The sequence below is a fragment of the Polaribacter sp. PL03 genome, from assembly GCF_033875165.1.
Lineage (GTDB): Bacteria > Bacteroidota > Bacteroidia > Flavobacteriales > Flavobacteriaceae > Polaribacter.
The window spans coordinates 46,407-67,795 of record NZ_JAWZSV010000007.1 but is presented as its reverse complement, the minus strand read 5'-3'; the positions used below and the strand labels follow the sequence as shown (position 1 = coordinate 67,795).

General features: G+C 30.8%; 12 protein-coding genes. All 12 read right to left on the bottom strand.

Annotation, left to right across the window (positions count from 1 at the left end; all coding sequences use genetic code 11):
• Positions 1-43: 43 nt before the first annotated feature.
• On the bottom strand, positions 44-1,771 hold the full coding sequence (locus SHK09_RS14145; protein WP_319811437.1) for a SwmB domain-containing protein: 1,728 nt from the start codon (positions 1,769-1,771) through the stop codon (positions 44-46).
• Positions 1,772-1,782: 11 nt separating this feature from the next.
• The gene (locus tag SHK09_RS14140; protein ID WP_319811436.1) at positions 1,783-3,600 is read right to left on the bottom strand and encodes a RagB/SusD family nutrient uptake outer membrane protein; all 1,818 of its coding nucleotides are present in this window, start codon (positions 3,598-3,600) and stop codon (positions 1,783-1,785) included.
• Between the two features lie 4 nt (positions 3,601-3,604).
• A complete protein-coding gene (locus tag SHK09_RS14135) occupies positions 3,605-6,730 on the bottom strand; it encodes a TonB-dependent receptor (protein WP_319811435.1) in 3,126 nt (1,041 codons plus the stop codon).
• A 184-nt stretch (positions 6,731-6,914) separates the two neighbouring features.
• A complete protein-coding gene (locus tag SHK09_RS14130) occupies positions 6,915-8,372 on the bottom strand; it encodes a hypothetical protein (protein ID WP_319811434.1) in 1,458 nt (485 codons plus the stop codon).
• Between the two features lie 79 nt (positions 8,373-8,451).
• A complete protein-coding gene (locus SHK09_RS14125) occupies positions 8,452-10,359 on the bottom strand; it encodes a CRTAC1 family protein (protein WP_319811433.1) in 1,908 nt (635 codons plus the stop codon).
• 10 nt (positions 10,360-10,369) lie between these two features.
• A complete protein-coding gene (locus SHK09_RS14120) occupies positions 10,370-12,022 on the bottom strand; it encodes a sulfatase (protein ID WP_319811432.1) in 1,653 nt (550 codons plus the stop codon).
• A gap of 112 nt (positions 12,023-12,134) precedes the next feature.
• Entirely contained in the window at positions 12,135-13,712 is a 1,578-nt protein-coding gene (locus SHK09_RS14115; RefSeq protein WP_319811431.1) for a sulfatase, read from the bottom strand.
• Between the two features lie 433 nt (positions 13,713-14,145).
• Complete coding sequence (locus SHK09_RS14110; protein WP_319811430.1) at positions 14,146-15,558, bottom strand: carbon starvation protein A; 1,413 nt, start codon at positions 15,556-15,558, stop codon at positions 14,146-14,148.
• On the bottom strand, positions 15,555-16,676 hold the full coding sequence (locus SHK09_RS14105; protein ID WP_319811429.1) for a hypothetical protein: 1,122 nt from the start codon (positions 16,674-16,676) through the stop codon (positions 15,555-15,557). The genes SHK09_RS14110 and SHK09_RS14105 overlap by 4 nt, the downstream gene beginning before the upstream one ends.
• Positions 16,677-16,760: 84 nt before the next feature.
• Entirely contained in the window at positions 16,761-18,683 is a 1,923-nt protein-coding gene (locus tag SHK09_RS14100; protein WP_319811428.1) for an FAD-dependent oxidoreductase, read from the bottom strand.
• Between the two features lie 24 nt (positions 18,684-18,707).
• Entirely contained in the window at positions 18,708-20,360 is a 1,653-nt protein-coding gene (locus SHK09_RS14095; RefSeq protein WP_319811427.1) for a sulfatase, read from the bottom strand.
• Between the two features lie 17 nt (positions 20,361-20,377).
• Entirely contained in the window at positions 20,378-21,283 is a 906-nt protein-coding gene (locus tag SHK09_RS14090; protein ID WP_319811426.1) for a hypothetical protein, read from the bottom strand.
• Positions 21,284-21,389: the final 106 nt, after the last annotated feature.

Genomic DNA, 21,389 nt, shown 5'->3' with positions numbered 1-21,389 from the left:
AAATAAGATTGTAGTACTGCTGTAAAGTAATTTATTCTTTTACTTACCTTTCTTCTCTTGAAATAATTTGTATATTATCTATATAGAAAACTTGTCTTCCTGTAACCCCAATATTATCGTTATTTCTGAAGTTTAGAATTACGTTTCTAGTTAAATTAGAGTTTAAAGAAAAGTTTCTTTGTACTTGAAACCATTGCTCTGTTCCTGGTGCATTAAAAGGTGTTCCAGCTCCCTGAGGATTTCCACCTTGAACTACTGTAAACAAAGCTTTAAATTCGGTATCTTTTTCTAAATAAACATCAAAAGCTAATTTATAATCTCCAGCAGGAATACCAGAGTTAGACGCAATTGTATTTGAAAGACTTAAAAAACCAGCTGCTAATGGCATTTCTGCATCAAATTTTAAAGAAGCGCTACCTGTACTTGCCATTTCTGTGCTTCTATTTATCATTAAAGAGCCATCTGTATTTCTAGCGTTATCAAGACTATTTCCACCACCAACAAAAAGGTTGTAACCTTGTGAATTTACTTGCCTATCATTTGTAGATGCGTTTTCAAAACCTGGATTTGAAGCATTTGTTAATAAATTTAAATTTAATGCTTCTACATTAATATTAGAAAAAACAACTAAAGCTCTACTATCAACAGATTTTATAATGTTGCCATTATATGAAACTGATACAGTATCTGAGTTTAAAATAGGTTCACTAAGAATTAAGTCTACTTGTGTTGCATTACTACTGTTTACTTTTGCAGATGTTACCGTAAAATTTTGATTGAATACAGAACCATTTACAACATTTACAGTAAAACTACTTTCTGCTCCAGTAAAACTTTCTAATTCTCCGTTTACAGTAAACGAAAAAGTATTTGTACCCTCTGCTGCAGTGTTATCATCTTTACTTTTACCTTCACCTACAATAACAAATGGCTTTGTAGATGGAATTACTTTTACAATAATAGGCATCGTTTTTGTCTGTTCTGCTGCATTTAAAGAGTTTCCTCGTTTAGTTCTTGTAGCTGTTATTGATACCTTATATTCACCTAACCTATTATAAGAAACACTAAGCTCTTCTTCTTCACTTGTTTCAGGAATTCCACCTTCAAAAGCCCAAACTCTACCATCTGGTCTTCCAATAGTAGATAAATCTTTATAAGTTAAACTACTACCTGCCTCTATGGTTATTGTTTTAAAACTACTTGTTTCATCTTTATTAGGGTTCTGATTCGCTTCTAAACTTCCTAAAATTGCTGTATTAGCTTCATTTGAAACAGAAGTAGCCGCTTCTAAATCTCCATAAACATCAAAATTAAAAACAGTTATTATTTCCCAAACACCTTCATTTAACACCGCTTTTTTACCTAAAAAACTAACCTCTTCATTAAAATTATTTTTTAGTGATACAGATGTTTCTCCTGCTTTTTGAAACAATACATGTGCAGTTTCAACAGTACTTTCTTTACCCAAAGTACCATCTATAAAAGGCACTAAATTAACACTATCTTTTCTTTTAAATGTAGGTTTTAAAAACCTTGCTCCATCTTCAATAGTCCAAACTCTAGAAAGCACTCCTTGAGAGACATCAGTTAAAGAACTAAAATCGTTAATAGAAATAGGAATACTATTTGCTATTGTAGTTTCATTTAAATCGAAAATACTTGGTGTAAATAATTCAACTTTAGAAAACTCTGAAAGTGGTTCGAAATCATCTGTTTTACAGTTTACTAAAGCTAGTAAACAAACAATTAATAATATGCTATATTTTTTCATCTTTCTAATTTTTAAATATCTTCGTTACTAATTAATTCTTCTGCTGGTATTGGTAAATACCCATTATTAATAGAATAATTTGTTGACGACTGTGGAAATTCTTGGAAAATTTTCATGTTAGTTTGTGTAGCTTCATCTGGTAAAATTCCTGTAAAAATTACAACATCACTTAATAAATTGTTATTTGTAATTCGTGTAACAGAACCTCTTGCTAATGCTGGCGTAATTGCTCTTCTTCCTGGTCTAGGAAATAAAACACCTTGGTAGTTAATACTATTTAAGTCTTGAAATCTCTGAGATGCAATACCCCATCTTCTTAAATCTATAACTCTAGTTGCATGTCCTTCTGTAGAAAGTTCTAATGGTTTTTCTATAAACATTAAACGATTCATTAAACTACTGTTATCATAAGCAACACCCGGATTGTCTATTTGAGAAGCAATATCTAAAGGCTCTAATGCCCATCTATTTCTAATTTTATTAATTTCTGATATAGCTTCTGAAACTCTACCTTGCTTTATGTAACATTCTGCTAAGTTTAGTAACACCTCAGATAAACGGTTTATAGTAACATTTTTACCAGATTTTAAACGGTTTCCTTTATTGGCTGCGTTTTCATCTTCTGTCCCTAAATCATGGTTTGTATATTTCTTAAAAGCTGAAAATATTAAAGCTCTACTACCTAACCCTCCAGATTGTAATGCATTTGGTAAATTATAAACAGGCGTATCTAAATCGTCATTTAAAAATAACATTGCAGATGCTCGTAAAGAAACCCTTCTTGTATCCATTGTACCAGCTCCTGTTTGAATAGTATTAACAGGATTACTTGCATCTAAAGGATCATTTTCGTAAGCCATAACTAACCAAGTTGCTGGTTGAATAAAATCGTTTCCTTTAAATCTAAAATGTGCACTTCTAGCAGCTAACCTGTTATGAGGACTTTTCTCATCGAACTCATCTAATTCTGCACCAAAATCATTAGTATATGCAATTTCAAAAATAGATTCTTCATTAAATTCACCTGCAGTAGTAAACATTTTAGACATATCTGTTTCTAAATTATACCCAAAATCGTCTCTTAAAGACTCATACAAAGTAGTCGCTTTTGTTATTGCATCTGAAGTACCTTCATATAAATATGAATTGGCTAAAATCATAGTAGCTGCACCCTTTGTAATTCTACCTTTTTCTGAAACATCTGCTGGCATAGGTAAATAAAGAAGTGCTTCTTCTAAATCTTTTCTAAAAAATGTAATTACTTCTTCTGATGTAGCTAATTTTTTACTTCTCTTAGTTACGTCTGCCTCATAGGCATCTCTAATAATAATTTTTCCTTCGTTAAATATTGAATGTGCATAAAAATGATACAAACCTCTAAAAAATAAAGCTTGAGCTCTTTGTTCATTCCATTTCTGAGTTTCTGAAGCTGAATTTAAATCTCCTTTTATTTTATCTAAAGCAAATAATGTTTGGTTAGCAAAAAAGATTCCTCTGTATAATGCACCCCATCTTTGGTCTATTCTTCTTGTACTAGAATTATAGGTCTTGTAATAAAATTCTACCTGTTCTGCAAGACCTGTATTAGGTATTAATCTATTCTTAGCAGAGCCTATATCTGTTCTAAAATTATCTTCTTCGATACTTAATACAAAGTGATTAAACAAAGAATTATATGTACCATTTAATACTTTTTCTGTATCATTTAAATTTGTTATTGCATCTAACAAATCTGGAGCATTTGGATTAGGTTCTGTTAAAAAATCTTCACAAGAAGAAAACAAGAATAGAACCGAAACTGTTAAAATTATATATTTTATTTTTCTCATCTTATTAAAAATTTACTCTAAAACCAAAATTAAAACTAGCTGTTACAGGAATTAGACCTCTATCTACTCCTTTTTGTTGAATATTATTACCACCTACTTCTGGGTCTAAACCAGTATAGTTAGTTATAGTTAATACATTTTGTGCATTCGCAAACATATTAAATCTCGTAAGTCCTAATTTTTCTGAAACTTCACTTGGTAATGTATAACCAAATACTACATTTCTTAATCTTATAAAAGAACCGTCTTCTATAAAGAAATCTGAGCTTCCATTAAAATTTGCATCACCTCTATTTCTTGATCTAAATGAAGGTATATTTGTATTTTCATTTACACCAGGTATAAATTGATATACTAAATCTTTTGCACGTCCTGCTCTAAAAGCGTTTGCTCTAGTTGCATTGTAAACTTCGTTACCTACAGATGCATACCAATTTGTAGCAAAATAGAAATTTTTATAAGTAGCTTGTATATTTAAACCAACTTCATAGTCTGGTAAACCACTTCCTTTATAAACTCTATCTGTAAAATCTCTAACAGAACCGTTGTTATCTGAATCTATATATTTTAAATCTCCTATTTGAGCTTGTTCTCCATATGTTGCATTATAAACATCTACCTCTTCTTGGCTTCTTAATAAACCATCTGTTTCGTATAGTAAGAAAGAACCTGCTTCTCTACCAACTTGCAAACCAATTGGCAATCCAAAGATATCTCCTAGAATAGATTGTGTTGGAAATAATTGAGTACCTACACTTCCATTAATACTAGTAACTTCATTTTTATTTTTTGTGAAAGTTCCTAAAATATTCCATCTAACATTGCCTGTTTTAGGTCTGTACCTTAAAGCAGCTTCAAAACCTTTGTTGGTCATGTTACCAATATTAAATACCGCAAAATTTGTTCCTACAAATCTTTCTACAGTAGCAGGTGCACCAAAACTAGGATTAATACGTATGTTAGATAATAAATCTTTTTTGTCTGTAACATAATAGTCTGCAGTTAGAGTTAATTTGTTTCTAAAGAAACTCATGTCTAGACCAATATTTCTTTGTGTAGTTACCTCCCATTTTAAAGAAGGATTACCAAATGATTGTTGTACAAAACCTGGTTTTTCTGTAGTTGTACCTGCTTCACTATCAAAATAAGCATTATAACCTGTAAATACCGGACTAAAAACACTGTTAGCTGCAAAACGGTCATTACCAGTTGTACCTATAGAAGCTCTTAATTTAAAATTATTAATTGTTCCTTTATAGTTACTCCAGAATTTCTCATCTGAAATATTCCACCCTGCAGAAACAGACGGAAAAAAAGCATATAAATTATCTTTAGAGAATTGATTTGACGCATCTAACCTTGCACTAGCGCTAAACAAATATTTACCATCATAATCATAAAGTACTCTACCTACAGTACCTACTCTTTTTGTAATATAATCTGGTTCAATAAAGTTAGGCCCATTAATACCTACATTACCAGAAGAAACTGCTTCTGCGCCTAAAGTACCTAAAGATAAATTTGTTGGGTTTGAAAAACTTAAACCTTTATTAACTGCCGCAATAGAAGTATAGTTTTCTTGTTCTATATTTACTAAAGCTAATGCACTTACGTTATGTTTTCCAAATTTTTGATTATAATTTAGACCTGCATTAAAATTCAATAAAATTGTTTTCTCTCTCTCTTCAAAAACGAAACTATCTTCTTCTGCTCTTAAGTTTATTCCATTTGAATCAAATAACTCAAATTTAGGTTGAATTTGTTTTTCTTCTTCATGAGTAATTACACCACTTATTAATGTTGTAAAATCAAAATGTTTATTAATTTTATATTTAATATTTGTATTTGCTTCGAAACGATATCTTTTAACCTGTCTTTCTCTTGTTAAAGCTTCTAAAATTTGCTCGTAAGGTCCTGCAGCTTCATCATTATCATTTACTACAGATAAAGATTCTGGCGAAACTTCATCTAAATAAGGAAGCGCTCTTTGACCTTGAATTAATAAATTAAAGTTAGGTCTCTCTCTATCATCTATAGTAAAACCAAAACCGTTATTAAATGTCCATTTATTTTTAGTAACATTAACATTAGATCTTAAGTTATACCTTCTTAGCCCAGAATTTATTACAGTTCCTTCTTGATCGAAAACTCCCAAAACCACACTATAAGTAGCTCCTTCGTCTCCACCAGAAATATTGAAATTATATCTAGAAATTTGAGCATAATTATTTTCCGTTAAATCTCTTAAATCATTATCATTTAACAAACTAAACCTATCAGATCTTGCAGAACTACCACTTCTTGTTGGGTCATTTAAATCGAAAAACACCTGTTCTGTGGTGTTCATTAAAGGCGTTTGTCTTGTAATTATTTGAATACCATTTGAAACTTCTAAACTAATCTTAGCATTCCCAACCTTTCCTCTTTTAGTTGTAATTAAAATTACACCTCCAGCTGCTCTTGTTCCATAAATAGAAGCAGAAGCTGCATCTTTTAAAACATCTATTGTTTCAATTTCATTAGGGTTTAACCTTGGATCTCCCGATTGAGGAACACCATCTACCACAAATAATGGATCATTTGAACCTGATAAAGAAGAAACACCACGTATTAAAATACTAGATCCTTCTCCTGGCTCACCACTACTTGCAACAACACTTACACCTGCAATTTGCCCTTGTAAAGCTGTACTTAAATCACTAGTAATTACATTTTCTATCTCATCTGCTTTTACACGTGCTACAGAACCTGTTAGTTCTTTCTTTTTACGTGTTCCATAACCAATAACTACAATTTCGTCTAAACTTTGCACATCTGCATCCATTGCAACACTTAATGTAGTTTTTTTCACCTTAAGTTTTTGCTGTTTCATTCCTAAGTAACTAAAAACTAGAATGTCTCCTAATTTTGCTTTAATGGTATAATTCCCATCAAAATCTGTCGATGTTCCTACAGTTGTTCCTTGTACTAAAATACTTACACCTGGTATTGGAGAATTATCTGCAGCATCTGTAACCGTTCCTCTTACAACATCTTTTTGAGCAAATGCAGTAAAGCTAAACATTAAGAAAAACAATAGCATAAGGCTACTTTGTTTTTTCTTTTTTAACAATAAGTTTAAAATTTTCATTTAATTACTTTTAATTTTTTAATTAATACTCGAACTAATAGATTCTTAAATTTCACTATTACTAGAACTAAACGTAAAATAACAATATGTTTCACTTTAAAATTTCGTGAAAATTATCTCATAATTGCAGTATTTTATCTTTATTCTTTACTTTATTGATATTTTAAATTAAAAACCGATCTTATTATAATCTTTTAATATCTAAATAATCTAAAACATATTCTTTTGAGTTTTCTTTTCTAATAATTAGTTTTATTGTAGAAATATTTGATAATTCTAACATTTCTCTCTTAAGCATTAAAGGTTTAAATGGATTTACTTTTGATATAAAAATCTCTTTTATTTTCTTCCCCTTCTTATCTAGAAAGAATAATAGTGCTTCTCCTTCAGTAAAAATACCATAAGAACCGTTTATAAAATTATCATTATTTAAATGTAATCTCTTGGTAATAATACCTCCCAGATTAACATCTAAAATAGGTGAACTTTCAATTTTTGCTGCTCCTTGTATTTCTTTATAACTAAAACTTTCTTTTGGCTGAAGTGTATATAAAGGTGTTTTTACTTCGGTTTCTAAATATCCTGTCTCTAAACCACTACAAAAAATAGCCATATTTATTCCATGATCATATTCTTTAGAAGCATCATAAGGTTCCATTATTTTTACAAAAGCTGTGTTTGTAATTTTATTTACATAACAAATCCAAGATTTAGATGAAATAATTTGTAAACCAGCCATTGCATTATAATCGTATTCTACCTCATAAATTCCGGGTGCAACTTCACCTTTCCAATTTATTCCTTGATTAAAGTATTTTTTTACGTGTTCTGGATTGTTTTTATCAATTTTAAAACGATTTCTGTTAATAAAATTCCAACGTTGTTTTGGTGTCGCAGAAATTTCAAATTGTTCTCCACTTGGCAATTTCAATTCTTCAGAAAAAGGAATAAAAGCACTAAAATTTTGGCCGTCTTGTAATTTTGAATCACTCCAAGAAACATGCTGACTAGAAATCATCAATCCTTTTTTAATAGCATTATCACCTACATTTTTTAAAGTATGATTAATATATACCAAACTAGAATTAGGTTCTATGTACAAACTTCTATTATATTTAATTTTCTCATCAATTTTATCTGGATATAAAAAAATTTTTTCTTTTCCGAAGAAAAAAGGAACTGGTAATTCTTGCACACCAGATTGTACTTCAATCGTTTTTTTTCCTTCTTCATTTTCTCCGATAGAAACTTTATATGGAGCATCTCCAATAACAACTGGTGGTGGCCAACGTTTAGATTTTTTCCCAAACTTATTTATAGAAGAATTCTCTATTGGCAAAGGCACTAAACGATAACCACCAAAATTTCTCCACTCGTTCATTTTCACTTCATCAGAAGTTCCAAAAGACTTTCCTAATAACTTTGGATTTACCCACAAAGAAGGAACATCACCTAAATTATATTCTAAAATTCTACCAGCAGCTTCTGGTACAACCGCTAAACTGATGTATTTGTTTTTTGCAACATATACATCATTCCAACCCCAATTGTTGTAATTTTTTTCTACTGAAACTGTTTTCTCTTGTTGAGAAAAACTAGAAATACTTACAAGTACCAAAAAGCTTAACGCAATCTTTTTCATATTAATTATTTTAAGTTTAATGATTATAAAGAAAGCCTCAAAAAATGAGGCTTTCTTAATTGAAATTTTGAGAAGAATATTATTTCACAGGACTTTTACTTCCTACTTTATAAATTCTATTTAAATCTTTAATTGATACCGTAACTTTTTCTCCATTACTCCAAACAACTTCTGCAGATTCAATTTTATCACAAACCCCTAAACCTACATGTAAATAGGTATTAAAACTGTGAGAAAAAGAAGAAGACGTTTCACCAACAGTTCTTTTATAAATCTTTCCGCAAGACTTTATATTTAAAGTTGCGCCTGTAGCAGTTGCTTTTCCAGATGGTGAATACCCAACTTTAACAGTTACATATTTGTTTAAATTAGATGCGTAATTGTTTGTAAATAAATGCCATTTACCTCTTTCATTAGAATAAATAAGATCTAAATCTCCATCATTATCATAATCAAAAGCATCTACTCCCATACCTGTAGCTCCTAATTCTTTTGTGATAATTCCGTGGTTTTTATCGCGTTTAAAAGATTTTCCTTCTTTATTTAAATATAAAATTTGTTTTGTTTCTTTGGATGATTCTCCATAACGCAACACAAAAATATCAGACCATCCATCATTATTAAAATCACCAACAGCACTACTACTTGTTTGTTCTGTAATATTAATTCCTAAATTAGTAGTTACTTCTGTAAATTTCCCATCTTTATTTTCAAGTAATTTTGCAGGTAAATCTTTTAGTTTTATAATTTCTGGAGAAGTTAACACATTATGTAATACTGCAGATGTTGGCGAATTTGTATGACCACCAATTCTCCATAAACCATCACCTAAATAACCAATGTACAATGCCTTCTTTTTAGTGTTTTTGGGATATCCTTTAGCTTCTTCTCTAGTTACCGTTAAATCTTGATGACCGTGATTATCTTTTGTACGTTTCCAAAGTTTCTTTTTTGCTCCTAAAAAAACATCAAAATTAGGAAAAGCCATTTGTAGGTTTTCTATTTTTAAATCGCCTTCTACTTTAATATTCGTGTAATCGAATTTTGTTCTTCTAGCAAAAAAGTAAAAACGTTTGTTTACAGCATCATAATCGCTTTCTGCATCAAAAGGATGCTTAGAACGTGTTAGAAATAAATCGAAATCGCCATCATTATCATAATCAATTTGAGAAACACTGTTTACCAAATCGGTGTTAGACAAATTACCTAAAACCTCTTTTGTTACTTCTTTAAAGCCATCAATTAAACCTTTTACAATCACTAATTTTCTACCTCCATGAAAAAGGATGTCTGTAATACCATCATTATTATAATCTAACAACGTAGTTCGCATACCCATTCTGTCTGCGTTTGCTATATTAGTGTTAAATTTAAAGGTTAACTCATCATCATTTGTATATAAAATATTCCCCTTATCTAATGCTTTTAAGGTTGGAAAAGCAGATGTTATTAAATCTAATTTTCCATCTTTTTTGATGTCTACAAATTTAGCAGCTCTTCCTCTACCTTTTTCAAAATGTTTAAACTCGCCACCTTTATCAATTGTTCTATCTTTATTTACATGATAATACCTTGGTTTCCTTGGGTTTTTACCATCACCTCCACCACGTTGCACAATAATATCTACACGTTCATCAAAATCAAAATCGCTCACAGCAATACCATGTGTATCACCAAAAATAAAAGGTTCTCCTAGTTCGAAAACACCATTATTATTCCAATACAACTCTACTCTTCTTGAGTGTTCAGTTAATAATAAATCTAAAAAACCATCTTGATCTAAATCTGCAATTACTGCATTATCAAACTTTCTTCTATTTCTATCTTCCAGAGGAATAATTTCACTCTTTTCAGAAAAAGCAAGCTCATTAGTTTCTTTTAATTTTGATTTTAAGTTCGTTGCTGTTTTTTGTTGTGTTGCACATCCAATTAACAAGGCACTTACTGTAAGTATTAAAATTGGAACTATCTTTTTGAATAGCATCATTTTTCTAAATTTAAATTTTCGCTAAATTTCCTTTCCAACCTTTGTTAAACTGCACTAATAATTGTTTTACCAATTCCGGATTTTCATCAGCAACATTTTTAGTTTCTGTTGGATCCTTTGTATGATCATACAATTCTATAAACAATGGTTCGCTTTCTGGTTTTGTATAATCTTTCCAAACAATTAATCTATAATTCTCTGTTCTCATTCCATAACCCATTAGGTTATTTTCAAACAATTCTCTGTCCCATTTAGAACCTTGTTGCTTTTTAATTTTAGCTTCTTGCTCTTCAATTAATGGCCCAAAATACGTTTCTCTCATTCCTTTAGATAAAGGATTCGCTGCCCATTCTCTTAAAGCAGGATTAGGAAATTGACTAAAAGCAGCTTGTTTCCATTCTTTCTTCGGATTAGATAATAATGGCACAAAACTTTGTCCTTCTAAATGTGCTGGTTTTTCTAAACCTGCCAATTCAGATAATGTAGGATACATATCTACCAATTCCACTAAAGCATCAGAACTTGTACCTCTTACTCCTTTTTTCATATCTGGTGTCCAAATAATTAACGGAACTCTTGTACCTATTTCATAGTTGGTAGCTTTACCCCAAATACCCATTTCACCCAAATGCCAACCATGATCAGACCATACAATAATTATTGTATTTTCTCTTAAACCTGCTTCGTCCAAAGCGTTAATCATTTTACCAATTTGAGCATCAACATAACTTACACATGCTAAATATGCATGCTTTAAAACTCTTGCTTGTTCATCACTAATAGGCCCTTTTTTAGGAATTCCGAATCTTGCACGCAATTCAAAAGAAGGATGTAAACCCATTGCTGCTCCATTTTCTGGTGCATTTTTTTGTGCTGCTAATTTGATGTCTTTTGGATCATATAAATCCCAATATTTTTTTGGCGCTAACCAATCTAAATGTGGTTTTTTCATTCCCATTCCTAAAAAGAAAGGTTTGTCAGGATTTTTTTCTAACATATCTTTCATTGTTACAATTGCCAATTCCGCATTGTACCCATCTTCATAAAAAGTATCTGGTACATCTGCATTTTCATAAGCTGGTCCTTTTCCCAAACCATTTCTTGGTGCATCTTTACCATATTTTGCAATCATATCTGCTCTGTTCTTTTTAAACATTGCTTGACTTTCTGGGTTTGCAAAACCACCAGGAGTATTACTTGCCTCAACTGTCATTTTATCATAAGCAGGTTTTCTACTCCAAGACAAACCTAAATCTGCAAATGCTGTTTTATGATAAATTTTTCCTGTATAGGTTGCCTCATATCCATTGTTTTTAAAATGTTGAGGAATTGTTATAATATCTGGATTTGCATCTCTAAAATACGTAAAATTCTCTATAACATTAATGGTTTCTGGTCTTGCACCCGTCATTAAACTTGCTCTAGAAGGGCTACAAATAGCTTCTTGACAATATGCTCTATTAAACATTAAACCATCTCCTGCTAATGCATCTAAATTTGGAGTTACTGCAATTTCTGAACCGTAAACTCCCAATTCTGGACGTAAATCATCAATGGCAATAAATAGAATATTTGGTTTCTTCTTAATTGATGCTTTTTCTTCTGTTTTAGATTTGCAACCAAATGCAATAGTTAATACTAAAAATAGTTGAAGGAATTTCATTTTATAAATTTTGGAAAATCAGTTAATAATATACTGCAAATTACAGTACTATTTCGAAAATACATTACTGAATTATATCTTAAAGTATTACAAAATTATCTTATGAAGGTTTTTAATGATCTCTTTTCAACAATGAAAATAATTCATTATTTAAATCATTTTTAATACTTAAATACTCTTTATTGTTAGCTAGATTATTCCATTCAAAAGGATCTTTTTTATGGTCATAGAGTTCTTCTTTACCGTTGAAATAAGAAATATATCTAAAATTTTTTGATCTTACAGAATAACTTTGTTCTTCTGGAATAATACTTTTCTTATTTCCTCTTACCACCGTTAAAGCAATATCTGGTCCTTGCCATTGTGGATTTTCAGGGTTTTCTAAAAAAGGTCTTAAACTAAAACCGCTTAACCGTTTTCCGAAATCATTTTTAGTATTACTCGATTTTATTCCAGCCAAATCAACTATTGTTGGATACACATCAATTAAAGAAACAGGATGATCTATACGCTGCCCTTTGCTTTTTTTAATTCTCGGATCTCTTATTATCATCGGAATTTTAGTACTTTCTTCCCAAAGACTATTTTTATATAAAAAATCTTTTTCGCCCATATTATATCCGTGATCACTTACTAAAATTACAACGATATTCTTATCAAAACGACTCTTACGTAACGTACTTAAAACTTTCCCAATTTGATCATCAGCAAAAGTAACACAAGCCAAATATGCTTGTACATATTTACGTAAACCATCATCAATAGTATTATAAGACGCCTCTAATTCTTGATAATGTTTTGTCCAAGGCATTGCCCAAGAAAACGTTGAACGATAATATGTATCTTCATTATCATTCTTTTTGATAACAGGAATTTTTAAAGTTTCTAAAGGATACATATCAAAATATTTTTTAGGAACCACCAAAGGTGTATGAGGTCTTACAAAACCTACAGCCATAAAAAAAGGTTTATCTGTATTAGAATTCTCTAAACTTTTTATTTTTTTTAACGCCCATTCAGCGCTTAATTCATCATTTAATAAATCACGATTATCATCATTTACATATTTAAACGGTTTCTTATTTTTAACATCGTACCACCCATAATATCCAGGAGCTTTATCAGTGGCTTTTACATTTAGCACGTCTGCTAAAGACATAAACAATCCATCATTTTTATTATCTGTATACTCTTTTGGCATTGATGGATGTTTAACTACCTTTTTACCATTAAAAGCATAAGGGCCAAAATCATTTTCGATTCCGTATTCTTGCCATTCAGATTTTACTCTGTGGTGCATTAGTTTTCCTGTTGCATAGGTATTGTAACCATTATCACCCATAAATTGTGCAATAGATTTACTGTTTTTTAAAACTGTATTGGTTGTCCAATTATCAAACCAGAAATTTTTAGAAACGTGTGGATAAATTCCTGTTAACATACTTGCTCTTGATGGCGCACAAATTGGTGTATTTGTATGCGCGTTTGTAAATACAGCTCCTTCTTCTGCCAAGGAATCCATATTTGGAGTTTTCACTTGTGGATGACCTCCTAAAAAACCTGTGTAATCATTTAAATCATCAACAACAATTAGAACAATGTTTGGTTTTTTCTCTTGTGAAAAACTATTAAAAAAAACACATAAATAAACTATGCCAAAAAGGATGTTTGAAAACTTAAAATTCATCATTGAATGGTTTTTATATTTCGATGATATAATTTGATTTAAAATTGAATAAGTAGTATCTAAATGTAATTAATATTCTTAAATGAGATAATTAAATAAGTAAAAAAACCGAACCTTATAATTCGTTTGCAACTACCTCAAAAACAAGATCCAAACTTGCAATATTAAGAAACTGAATTAAAAACATTTTACCTAATGGAAGCGGCACACAATCTACACCATCTTATTTGATTTTTGTCCATAAATAGTATTAGCTAAAAAAATAGCTGCTATAATTAAAAAAGCTTTTCTCATTTGTTTGAATTGTGTGTACCACAATATCATTCCAATTGGAAGCTTTTTTTGGATTCAATTTTATCCTATTCAAATAGTTATTTACCTTATTCTCAAAGTAAATTCATAATAAAGAATAATGATGTATGAACGTATTTTTTTATTAGTTTTTAAGTTTAGATATAATAAACCAAAAGGATAGTATAGTAGATGTAAGTAGTCCAATAACCAAAGATATTGTGTAATTTAAACCAAAACCTTCTGGTGCAACAAAAATATAGATAGTTACAACAGCTGTCATAAACGCAGCTGGGATAAGTATAAACCAATAGGTTTTCTTTTGTCTTTTTACATAAACTGCAATCGTCCAAAGAACAACAGTTGCTAACATTTGGTTAGACCAACCAAAATAACGCCAGATAATAGCAAAATCTATTTTTGTTAATGCAAAAGCAATTACAAAAATTGGGATAGTAATTAATAAACGTTTCAATAATTTACCTTGATCAAAATCAAATGCATCTGCAACAATTAAACGAGTACTTCTAAATGCAGTGTCACCAGAAGTAATTGGTGCCGCAACTACTCCAAAAATGGCTAAAATACCTCCGATTTTACCTAAAGTAGTATTGCAAATAATATTCACAACCCAAGCTGCATTGTGTCCTTCAATAGCCATTGTTTCTCCAAGTTCTCTAACCCCTCCAAAAAACGCCATTGCAATTGCTGCCCAGATTAACGCTACAATTCCTTCTGTAATCATCGCACCAAAAAAAACTTTTTTACCTTCTTTTTCATTAGAAATACAACGTGCCATTAATGGAGATTGTGTTGAGTGAAATCCTGAAATTGCACCACAAGCAATCGTTATAAAAAGAAAAGGAAATACAGGATTATCATCTGGATTTGAGTGTAAATTCTTAATGTTTTCAAAAGATAATTCAGGAATTGTATAATCTTGAAAAATTAATGCAAAAAATAAGCCTACTGCCATAACTAATAGTGAAGCACCAAATATTGGATACACTTTTCCTATTAGTTTATCAATAGGAATCATTGTTGCTAAAATGTAGTATGCAAAAATAATTCCGATTAAAAGCGGCACACTTGTGCCCGTTAATTCGTGTAAAATAGTTGCGGGTCCTTTAACAAAAACAACCCCAACTAATATTAACAAGATCACAGAAAATACGCGCATAAAATATTTTACACCTGTTCCTAAATATACACCTACTATTTCAGGAATACTATCTCCTCCATGTCTAATGGATAACATTCCAGAAAAATAATCGTGCACTGCACCTGCAAATATAGACCCAAAAACAATCCACAAGAAAGCAACTGGACCCCATAACGCGCCTGCTATTGCCCCAAAAATTGGACCTAAACCTGCAATATTTAAAAATTGGATTAAAAATATTTTTCCTAATGGAAGTGGCACATAATCTACACCATCTTGTTTGGTAATTGCTGGAGTTGGTCTGTTTGGATCTATTTCAAATTTTCTCTCTATATAATTTCCGTAAACGAAATAACCTAGGACTAAAACTACAATACTTATTAAAAAACTAATCATAATTTATTCTTATTTTCTTGTTGAAAATTATTGAGAATTTCCTTTTGTGCTGCTGATAACTGCTGGTTATTTAAAAACCAATAGGCTCTTCTTGCTTTTATAAAATCTGATTTCAGCAATAAAAACACATTATCAACTACTTTTTTAGAATTAGGTTTTTTAGTTTCCATCAAATCTAAAAAAAACGAAACTTCTTGATACGACCTAAATTTTGTCATTTCATTGCTTAAAGTATCTAAATAAGAATTTGAAACTTTATATTTAATTGATTTTAAGGACCTAATTGCAGCTAATTTTTGTTCTTTTTTTCCTTTTAAAAATAGTTCTTGTGTTGCAGAAAAATAAGTGATTGAAGGTGCATTCTCTAAATAATTAAAAGTAGATTTCAATAAAGATTCTTCTTCTAAAACTCTTTTTGTAATAATACTGATAAATGTTTGTGAGTAATTTTTTCTGCGCTCTAAATCAACTAATGCAATATCAAAATAGGTCTCATTTTCATCAACTAAAAAATCTTGTAATTGCTGATTAGAAACAGATCTACCAGTAATTTCCTTAATCCTATCAACTATTCCTCCATTTGCCCAATGCCATAAAGTATAACATGTTAAAGCTGCTCCAGGAACGGTATCTTTTTCATCTAACTCTAAAGCGGTTGCTCCAGAAACAGCATCCGCATCTCCATGTACATCAACCACAGTCAATATTTCATCAATATAGACTTCTTTAAAAGGAGAATTTCTATTTGCTAAAATGGTATTTAACTTCGGATAATCTTGTGGATCAAATACATCATCTTCATATTTTTCTAAAGTTGCTCCTTTTTCTAATTCATATTTTTTGTAATCACCAATGTTATTCCAAAAAATACGAACAGGAATAATTTTACAAACTTCCTCTAAACAAATTACAGATTGAACATCCATATAATATGCTGCAGGAAGTCCATTTTCGTTTACACTTTGATAAAGAATAACATTTACAGATTCCTTTTCTCCCGGATGCGAGACAATAATATTATGTTTAATTATTGTATCTAAATTAACACCATCATTAGAACTGCTGATAAAAAAAAGTGGAAGAAATAACCAAAAATATGTTTTTATAAAATGTGTCATTTATTTTGATGAATCAGTAACCAATACTAAAATTTTTACTTTATTGATTTTATGTTACCCGAAAAGTGTTTATCTGTTAATGGATTATGCATAACAACGAATTTCGAAAAGTTTAACGTTTTCGGCACCATAAGTTTCCATCATTTTAACTCTAATCGCCGACGTTTTTACGCTATCAAATTTCATTTTTATTAAACGTGTTCTGTTGTCAGTAATTTTTCCTAGTGACACCCAATTCCCACGAACTCTTGCTTCAAAACTTAATGATTTCAGCATTTCTTTTGGAACAGAATTCCCGTACAAATCATCATTTTTACTGTCTTTACGCATCATAATATTACGCTTAACATTGGTATCACATTTAATTTCTATGGATGATAAATAAATCGGAGATTCCCATTCCGCCTGAATTTCCGCAGAAAGTCCTTCTGATTGCCAATGATTAATTTCACCATAAATATCTCTTGAAATTCCGTTTATTAATTTTTTTGCATCACCAGAAGAAGTAGAAGAACCAAAAATGGTACTTGCTTTTTTAGCCAAATCTTTTGGGTCGTTGGCATTTCTCTTCGGAATAAAAACATCATCCCTTAATAATTGTTCTTGCAATTCATTAATGTGCTTTTGGGCAACTTCTCTAGGTAAAATATTTCTCTTACTACAAATTGTTGCTGCTGTACCAACAGCTTGACCTTGCAAAGCACACGTTGCCATAATTCTACTCGATGAAAGCGCAATATGAGTCTGACTCACATTTCTACCAGCAAACATTAAGTTTGAAACATTTTTAGAATACAAACTTCTAAAAGGAAATTGATATACTTCTTTAAAGTGGTAGTGAAAATAACTTGGTGGTTCAGAAATATTTTCTATTCCTCCAGGGTTATGTTCATCTAAAGACCAACCTCCAAAACCAATTGCATCTTCAAAATGTTTATGTTCTGTCATGTCTTTTTCAGAAAGAATATGATCTCCTATAAAACGACGAGATTCTCTTCTTCCTGGTAAAGAACCTACCCAATCTAAAGCTAAATTTTCTGCTTCCGGGAATTTACCAGAGTTTTTAATATAATCCCAAACACCATGTAAATATCCCATTAATTTATGTCTATTCTCTTCTGCTTCGGCAATAATATCATCTTTACTTCCAACTTCTATCCACCAAATCCCTTCATGGAAACCTGCAAATTTTCTTCTTTTATGACCACCTTCATGGGTATATTTAATTGCATAAGATGGAGGTGAATATTTCATCGGTTTCCCCATATCTTTAGAAGACATTAATAAGGTTGCGCCCATTTGCCAACCATCTGCTTCATCTGGCGCGTACTTTTCATTAAATTCGGCTTTACCTTCTCTACCAGTTCTGTATTCTGCTCCAGAAGTTGCTGCTAATAATCCATCACCAGAACAATCTATAAATATTGGTGAATTAATAGTAAACATTGTTTCTGTAGTTGCTTGCCAACACATTGCAGATTTTATTTTATCTCCATCCATCACTGCTTCTACAGCTTGGGTATTCAACATCAAAGTTAAGTTGGGTTCTCTCACTACAAAATCATACAAAACATGATCAAAAACAGGAAAAGCCTCCTGTTCATTATCAAAACGATTGTGTAATAGTATTTCTTCTATAATACCTGTTTCACGTTCTGCTTTTCCTTTTATATTGTTTACTCCGTTTAAATGCACACGCATTTCACTAGAAGCATTTCCACCCAAAACGGGTCTATCTTGAACCAAAACAGTTTTAGAACCATTTCTTGCCGCAGCCACTGCCGCACAAATTCCTGCTGCTCCACCACCAATTACTGCAACATCATATTCGTCTGTTTTTTTTCTAGAATTTGTTCCTGTTTTACCAGTTCCTAAATGATACCATTTATCATTTTTTCTATCATACACCATATCATTTGTACTTGCACATGAAGTTGCGATCATTGGTATTGCTCCAACCGCAATTGCTGCAGTTGCTCCTTTTCTGAAAAAATCTCTTCTTTTCATTCTGATGTTGTTTTAAGTCTTATTTTATATAGATTGTTTAGGAGTATTTCCTTGCCAACCTTTGTTAAATTGTTTCATTAATTCGCCAACCTTTTCTGGGTTTTCATCGGCTATATTTTTTGTTTCTAACGGATCTATTTTATGATCATACAGTTCTATAAAAACGGGTTCTTTTTCTTTGTGTTCTCTGTCTTTCCAAACAATAAATCTATATTGTTCAGTTCTCATTGCATATCCCATTAAATTATTTTCAAACAAATCTCTGTCCCATTTATCTTTTTGCTGATGTTTAATTTTGGTTTCAACCTCGTCTAATAATGGTCCAAAATAGGTTTCTCTCATTGCAGGCCTTATTGGAAAAGCTCCCCATTCTCTTAATGCTGGTGATGGAAACTGACTAAAAGCAGCCGTTTTCCATGCTGTTTTTGGGTTTATTAATAAAGGAGTAAAACTTGTACCTTCAACATGTTTAGGAATTTCCAAACCAGCTAATTCTGCTAAAGTTGGATACATGTCTACCAATTCTACCAAAGCATCTGTCGTTTTTCCTTGACTTCCTTTTGGCATATCTGGTGTCCAAATAAGTAGCGGAACTCTTGTTGCAATTTCATAATTAGTTGCTTTTCCCCATATTCCCATATCGCCTAAATGCCAACCGTGATCAGACCAAACAATAATTATGGTATTTTCTCTTAAACCTTCTTTTTCTAGGGCTGATATCATTTTACCAATTTGCGCATCTACATAACTTACACACGCCAAATATGCGTGTTTTAATGTGATGGCTAACTCCTTATCAATCGGGCCCTTTTTAGGAATTCCACTTCTTACTCTTAATTCTAAAGAAGGATGTAAACCCATTTTTGCTCCATTTTCTGGACTTTCAGTTTGAGTAGATAACTTAATGTCTTCTCTCTTATATAAATCCCAATATTTTTTTGGTGCTACCCAATTTAAATGCGGCTTGTTAAAACCTAGTCCTAAGAAAAATGGTTTATCATCCTTTTTAGCCACCATTTCTTTCATAGTCGCAATTGCAAGTTCAGTATTATAACCATCAGAATAGGTATTATCTGATACATCCGCAGATTCATATGCAGTACCAGAAGCTAAACCATAACGTGCAACTTTACCATATTTGGTAACCATTTCCTTTCGAGTTTTGGCACGATCTATATTGTTCTTTTTTAAAGCGAAACCTACAGGTTTTTTAATTCCTTTTACAGTCATACTATCTGTTGCCGGAAGTCTGCTCCAAGATTTTTCTTCATCTAAATCTCCGTGATGGTAAATTTTACCCGCATAAACAGTTTCATATCCATTATTTTTAAAATGTTGTGGTAGCGTCACAACATCTGGATTCACTTCTCTAAATTTGATGTAATTATGAAATACTCCACTTGTTTCTGGTCGAATACCTGTTAACAAACTTGCTCTAGAAGGACCACAGATTGCTTGTTGACAATAGGCATTTTCAAAAAGCAAGCCTTGTGTTGCAAATTTGTCTAAATTAGGACTTATAGCTATTTCAGATCCATAGCAACCCAATTCTGGTCGCAAATCATCAATCCCAATAAATAATATATTTGGCTTTTTTTGATTTTTTTGATGGTTCTCTAGTTTTGATTTACATCCAAAAATGATGGTAAAAAATAAAATTATGTGAACTATTTTCATTTTAAGTATAGTTATTTTTAATTAGTTAGCTCTATTAGTTTATTTCTAATTATTGGATTCCAAATTGAATAACCTAACTCATTTAAGTGCATACCATCTGCAATAAAAACAGCTGTTTTTAATTTTCCATCAGAAAATAACATAGGTGAGGCCAAATCAATAAAATGAACGTTTTTTTCTTTTTTACTATAATCTAAAAGTTGGGTATTCGTAATCATTTTATTTTTACGAATATTTTCACCAATAAAGTCATCAACCATAACTGGTTTCATTGAAAGCAATAATATGTGGGTTTTTGGAAAATCTGATTTAATCTTATTTACTAATTTTTTAAATGCACTTACAGCTTCTTCTGGTACTTTTCCTTGTTCAACATCAATATCGCAATAAATAGCTACAATTGATGGAGTGTGTTTTTTTATGAGAGTATCATAATAATTTATAATTTCGTGCATATTCATACCGCCAATTCCTCTATTAATAATAGAGAATTCAGGAAATGAAATTGAAGTTTTCCACCCTGCAATACTTGAACTACCTACAAATAAGATTGAATTTTTTGAGAAAGTATTTCTATCATCAAAATTCTGAAAATTTTTAACAGCATTTTCAATTCTGTTTTTTCGTTTTGTATTTACTTTATGAATACTTCGTTTATATTTTTGTTGATTTTTATGAAATAAAGACATCGCTTTTTCATATTTCTCGGGATGTAAATTATAATCTAATTTTCTGTTTTTCCAGTAAGTTCTAGATGTTTTAAAAAAGACATTTCTTGTTTTTTCATTTATAAGTTCATTTTTTAAGGAATCCTCAAGGAATTCAACAAACTTTATGTCATCAACATTTATCTTCTCTTGAGCAAAAGTAGAAATACCAACAAACAATAACACTTTCAGAATTAGTCTAGTGATTTTTAACATTTAATTGTTTTTTTAATACTGCAATATAGTCGTAGTTTTAACGTAAAACACAATTTAAAGGATTACAAAAACTTAACATTAGAATAAATATCAGTATATTTAACTT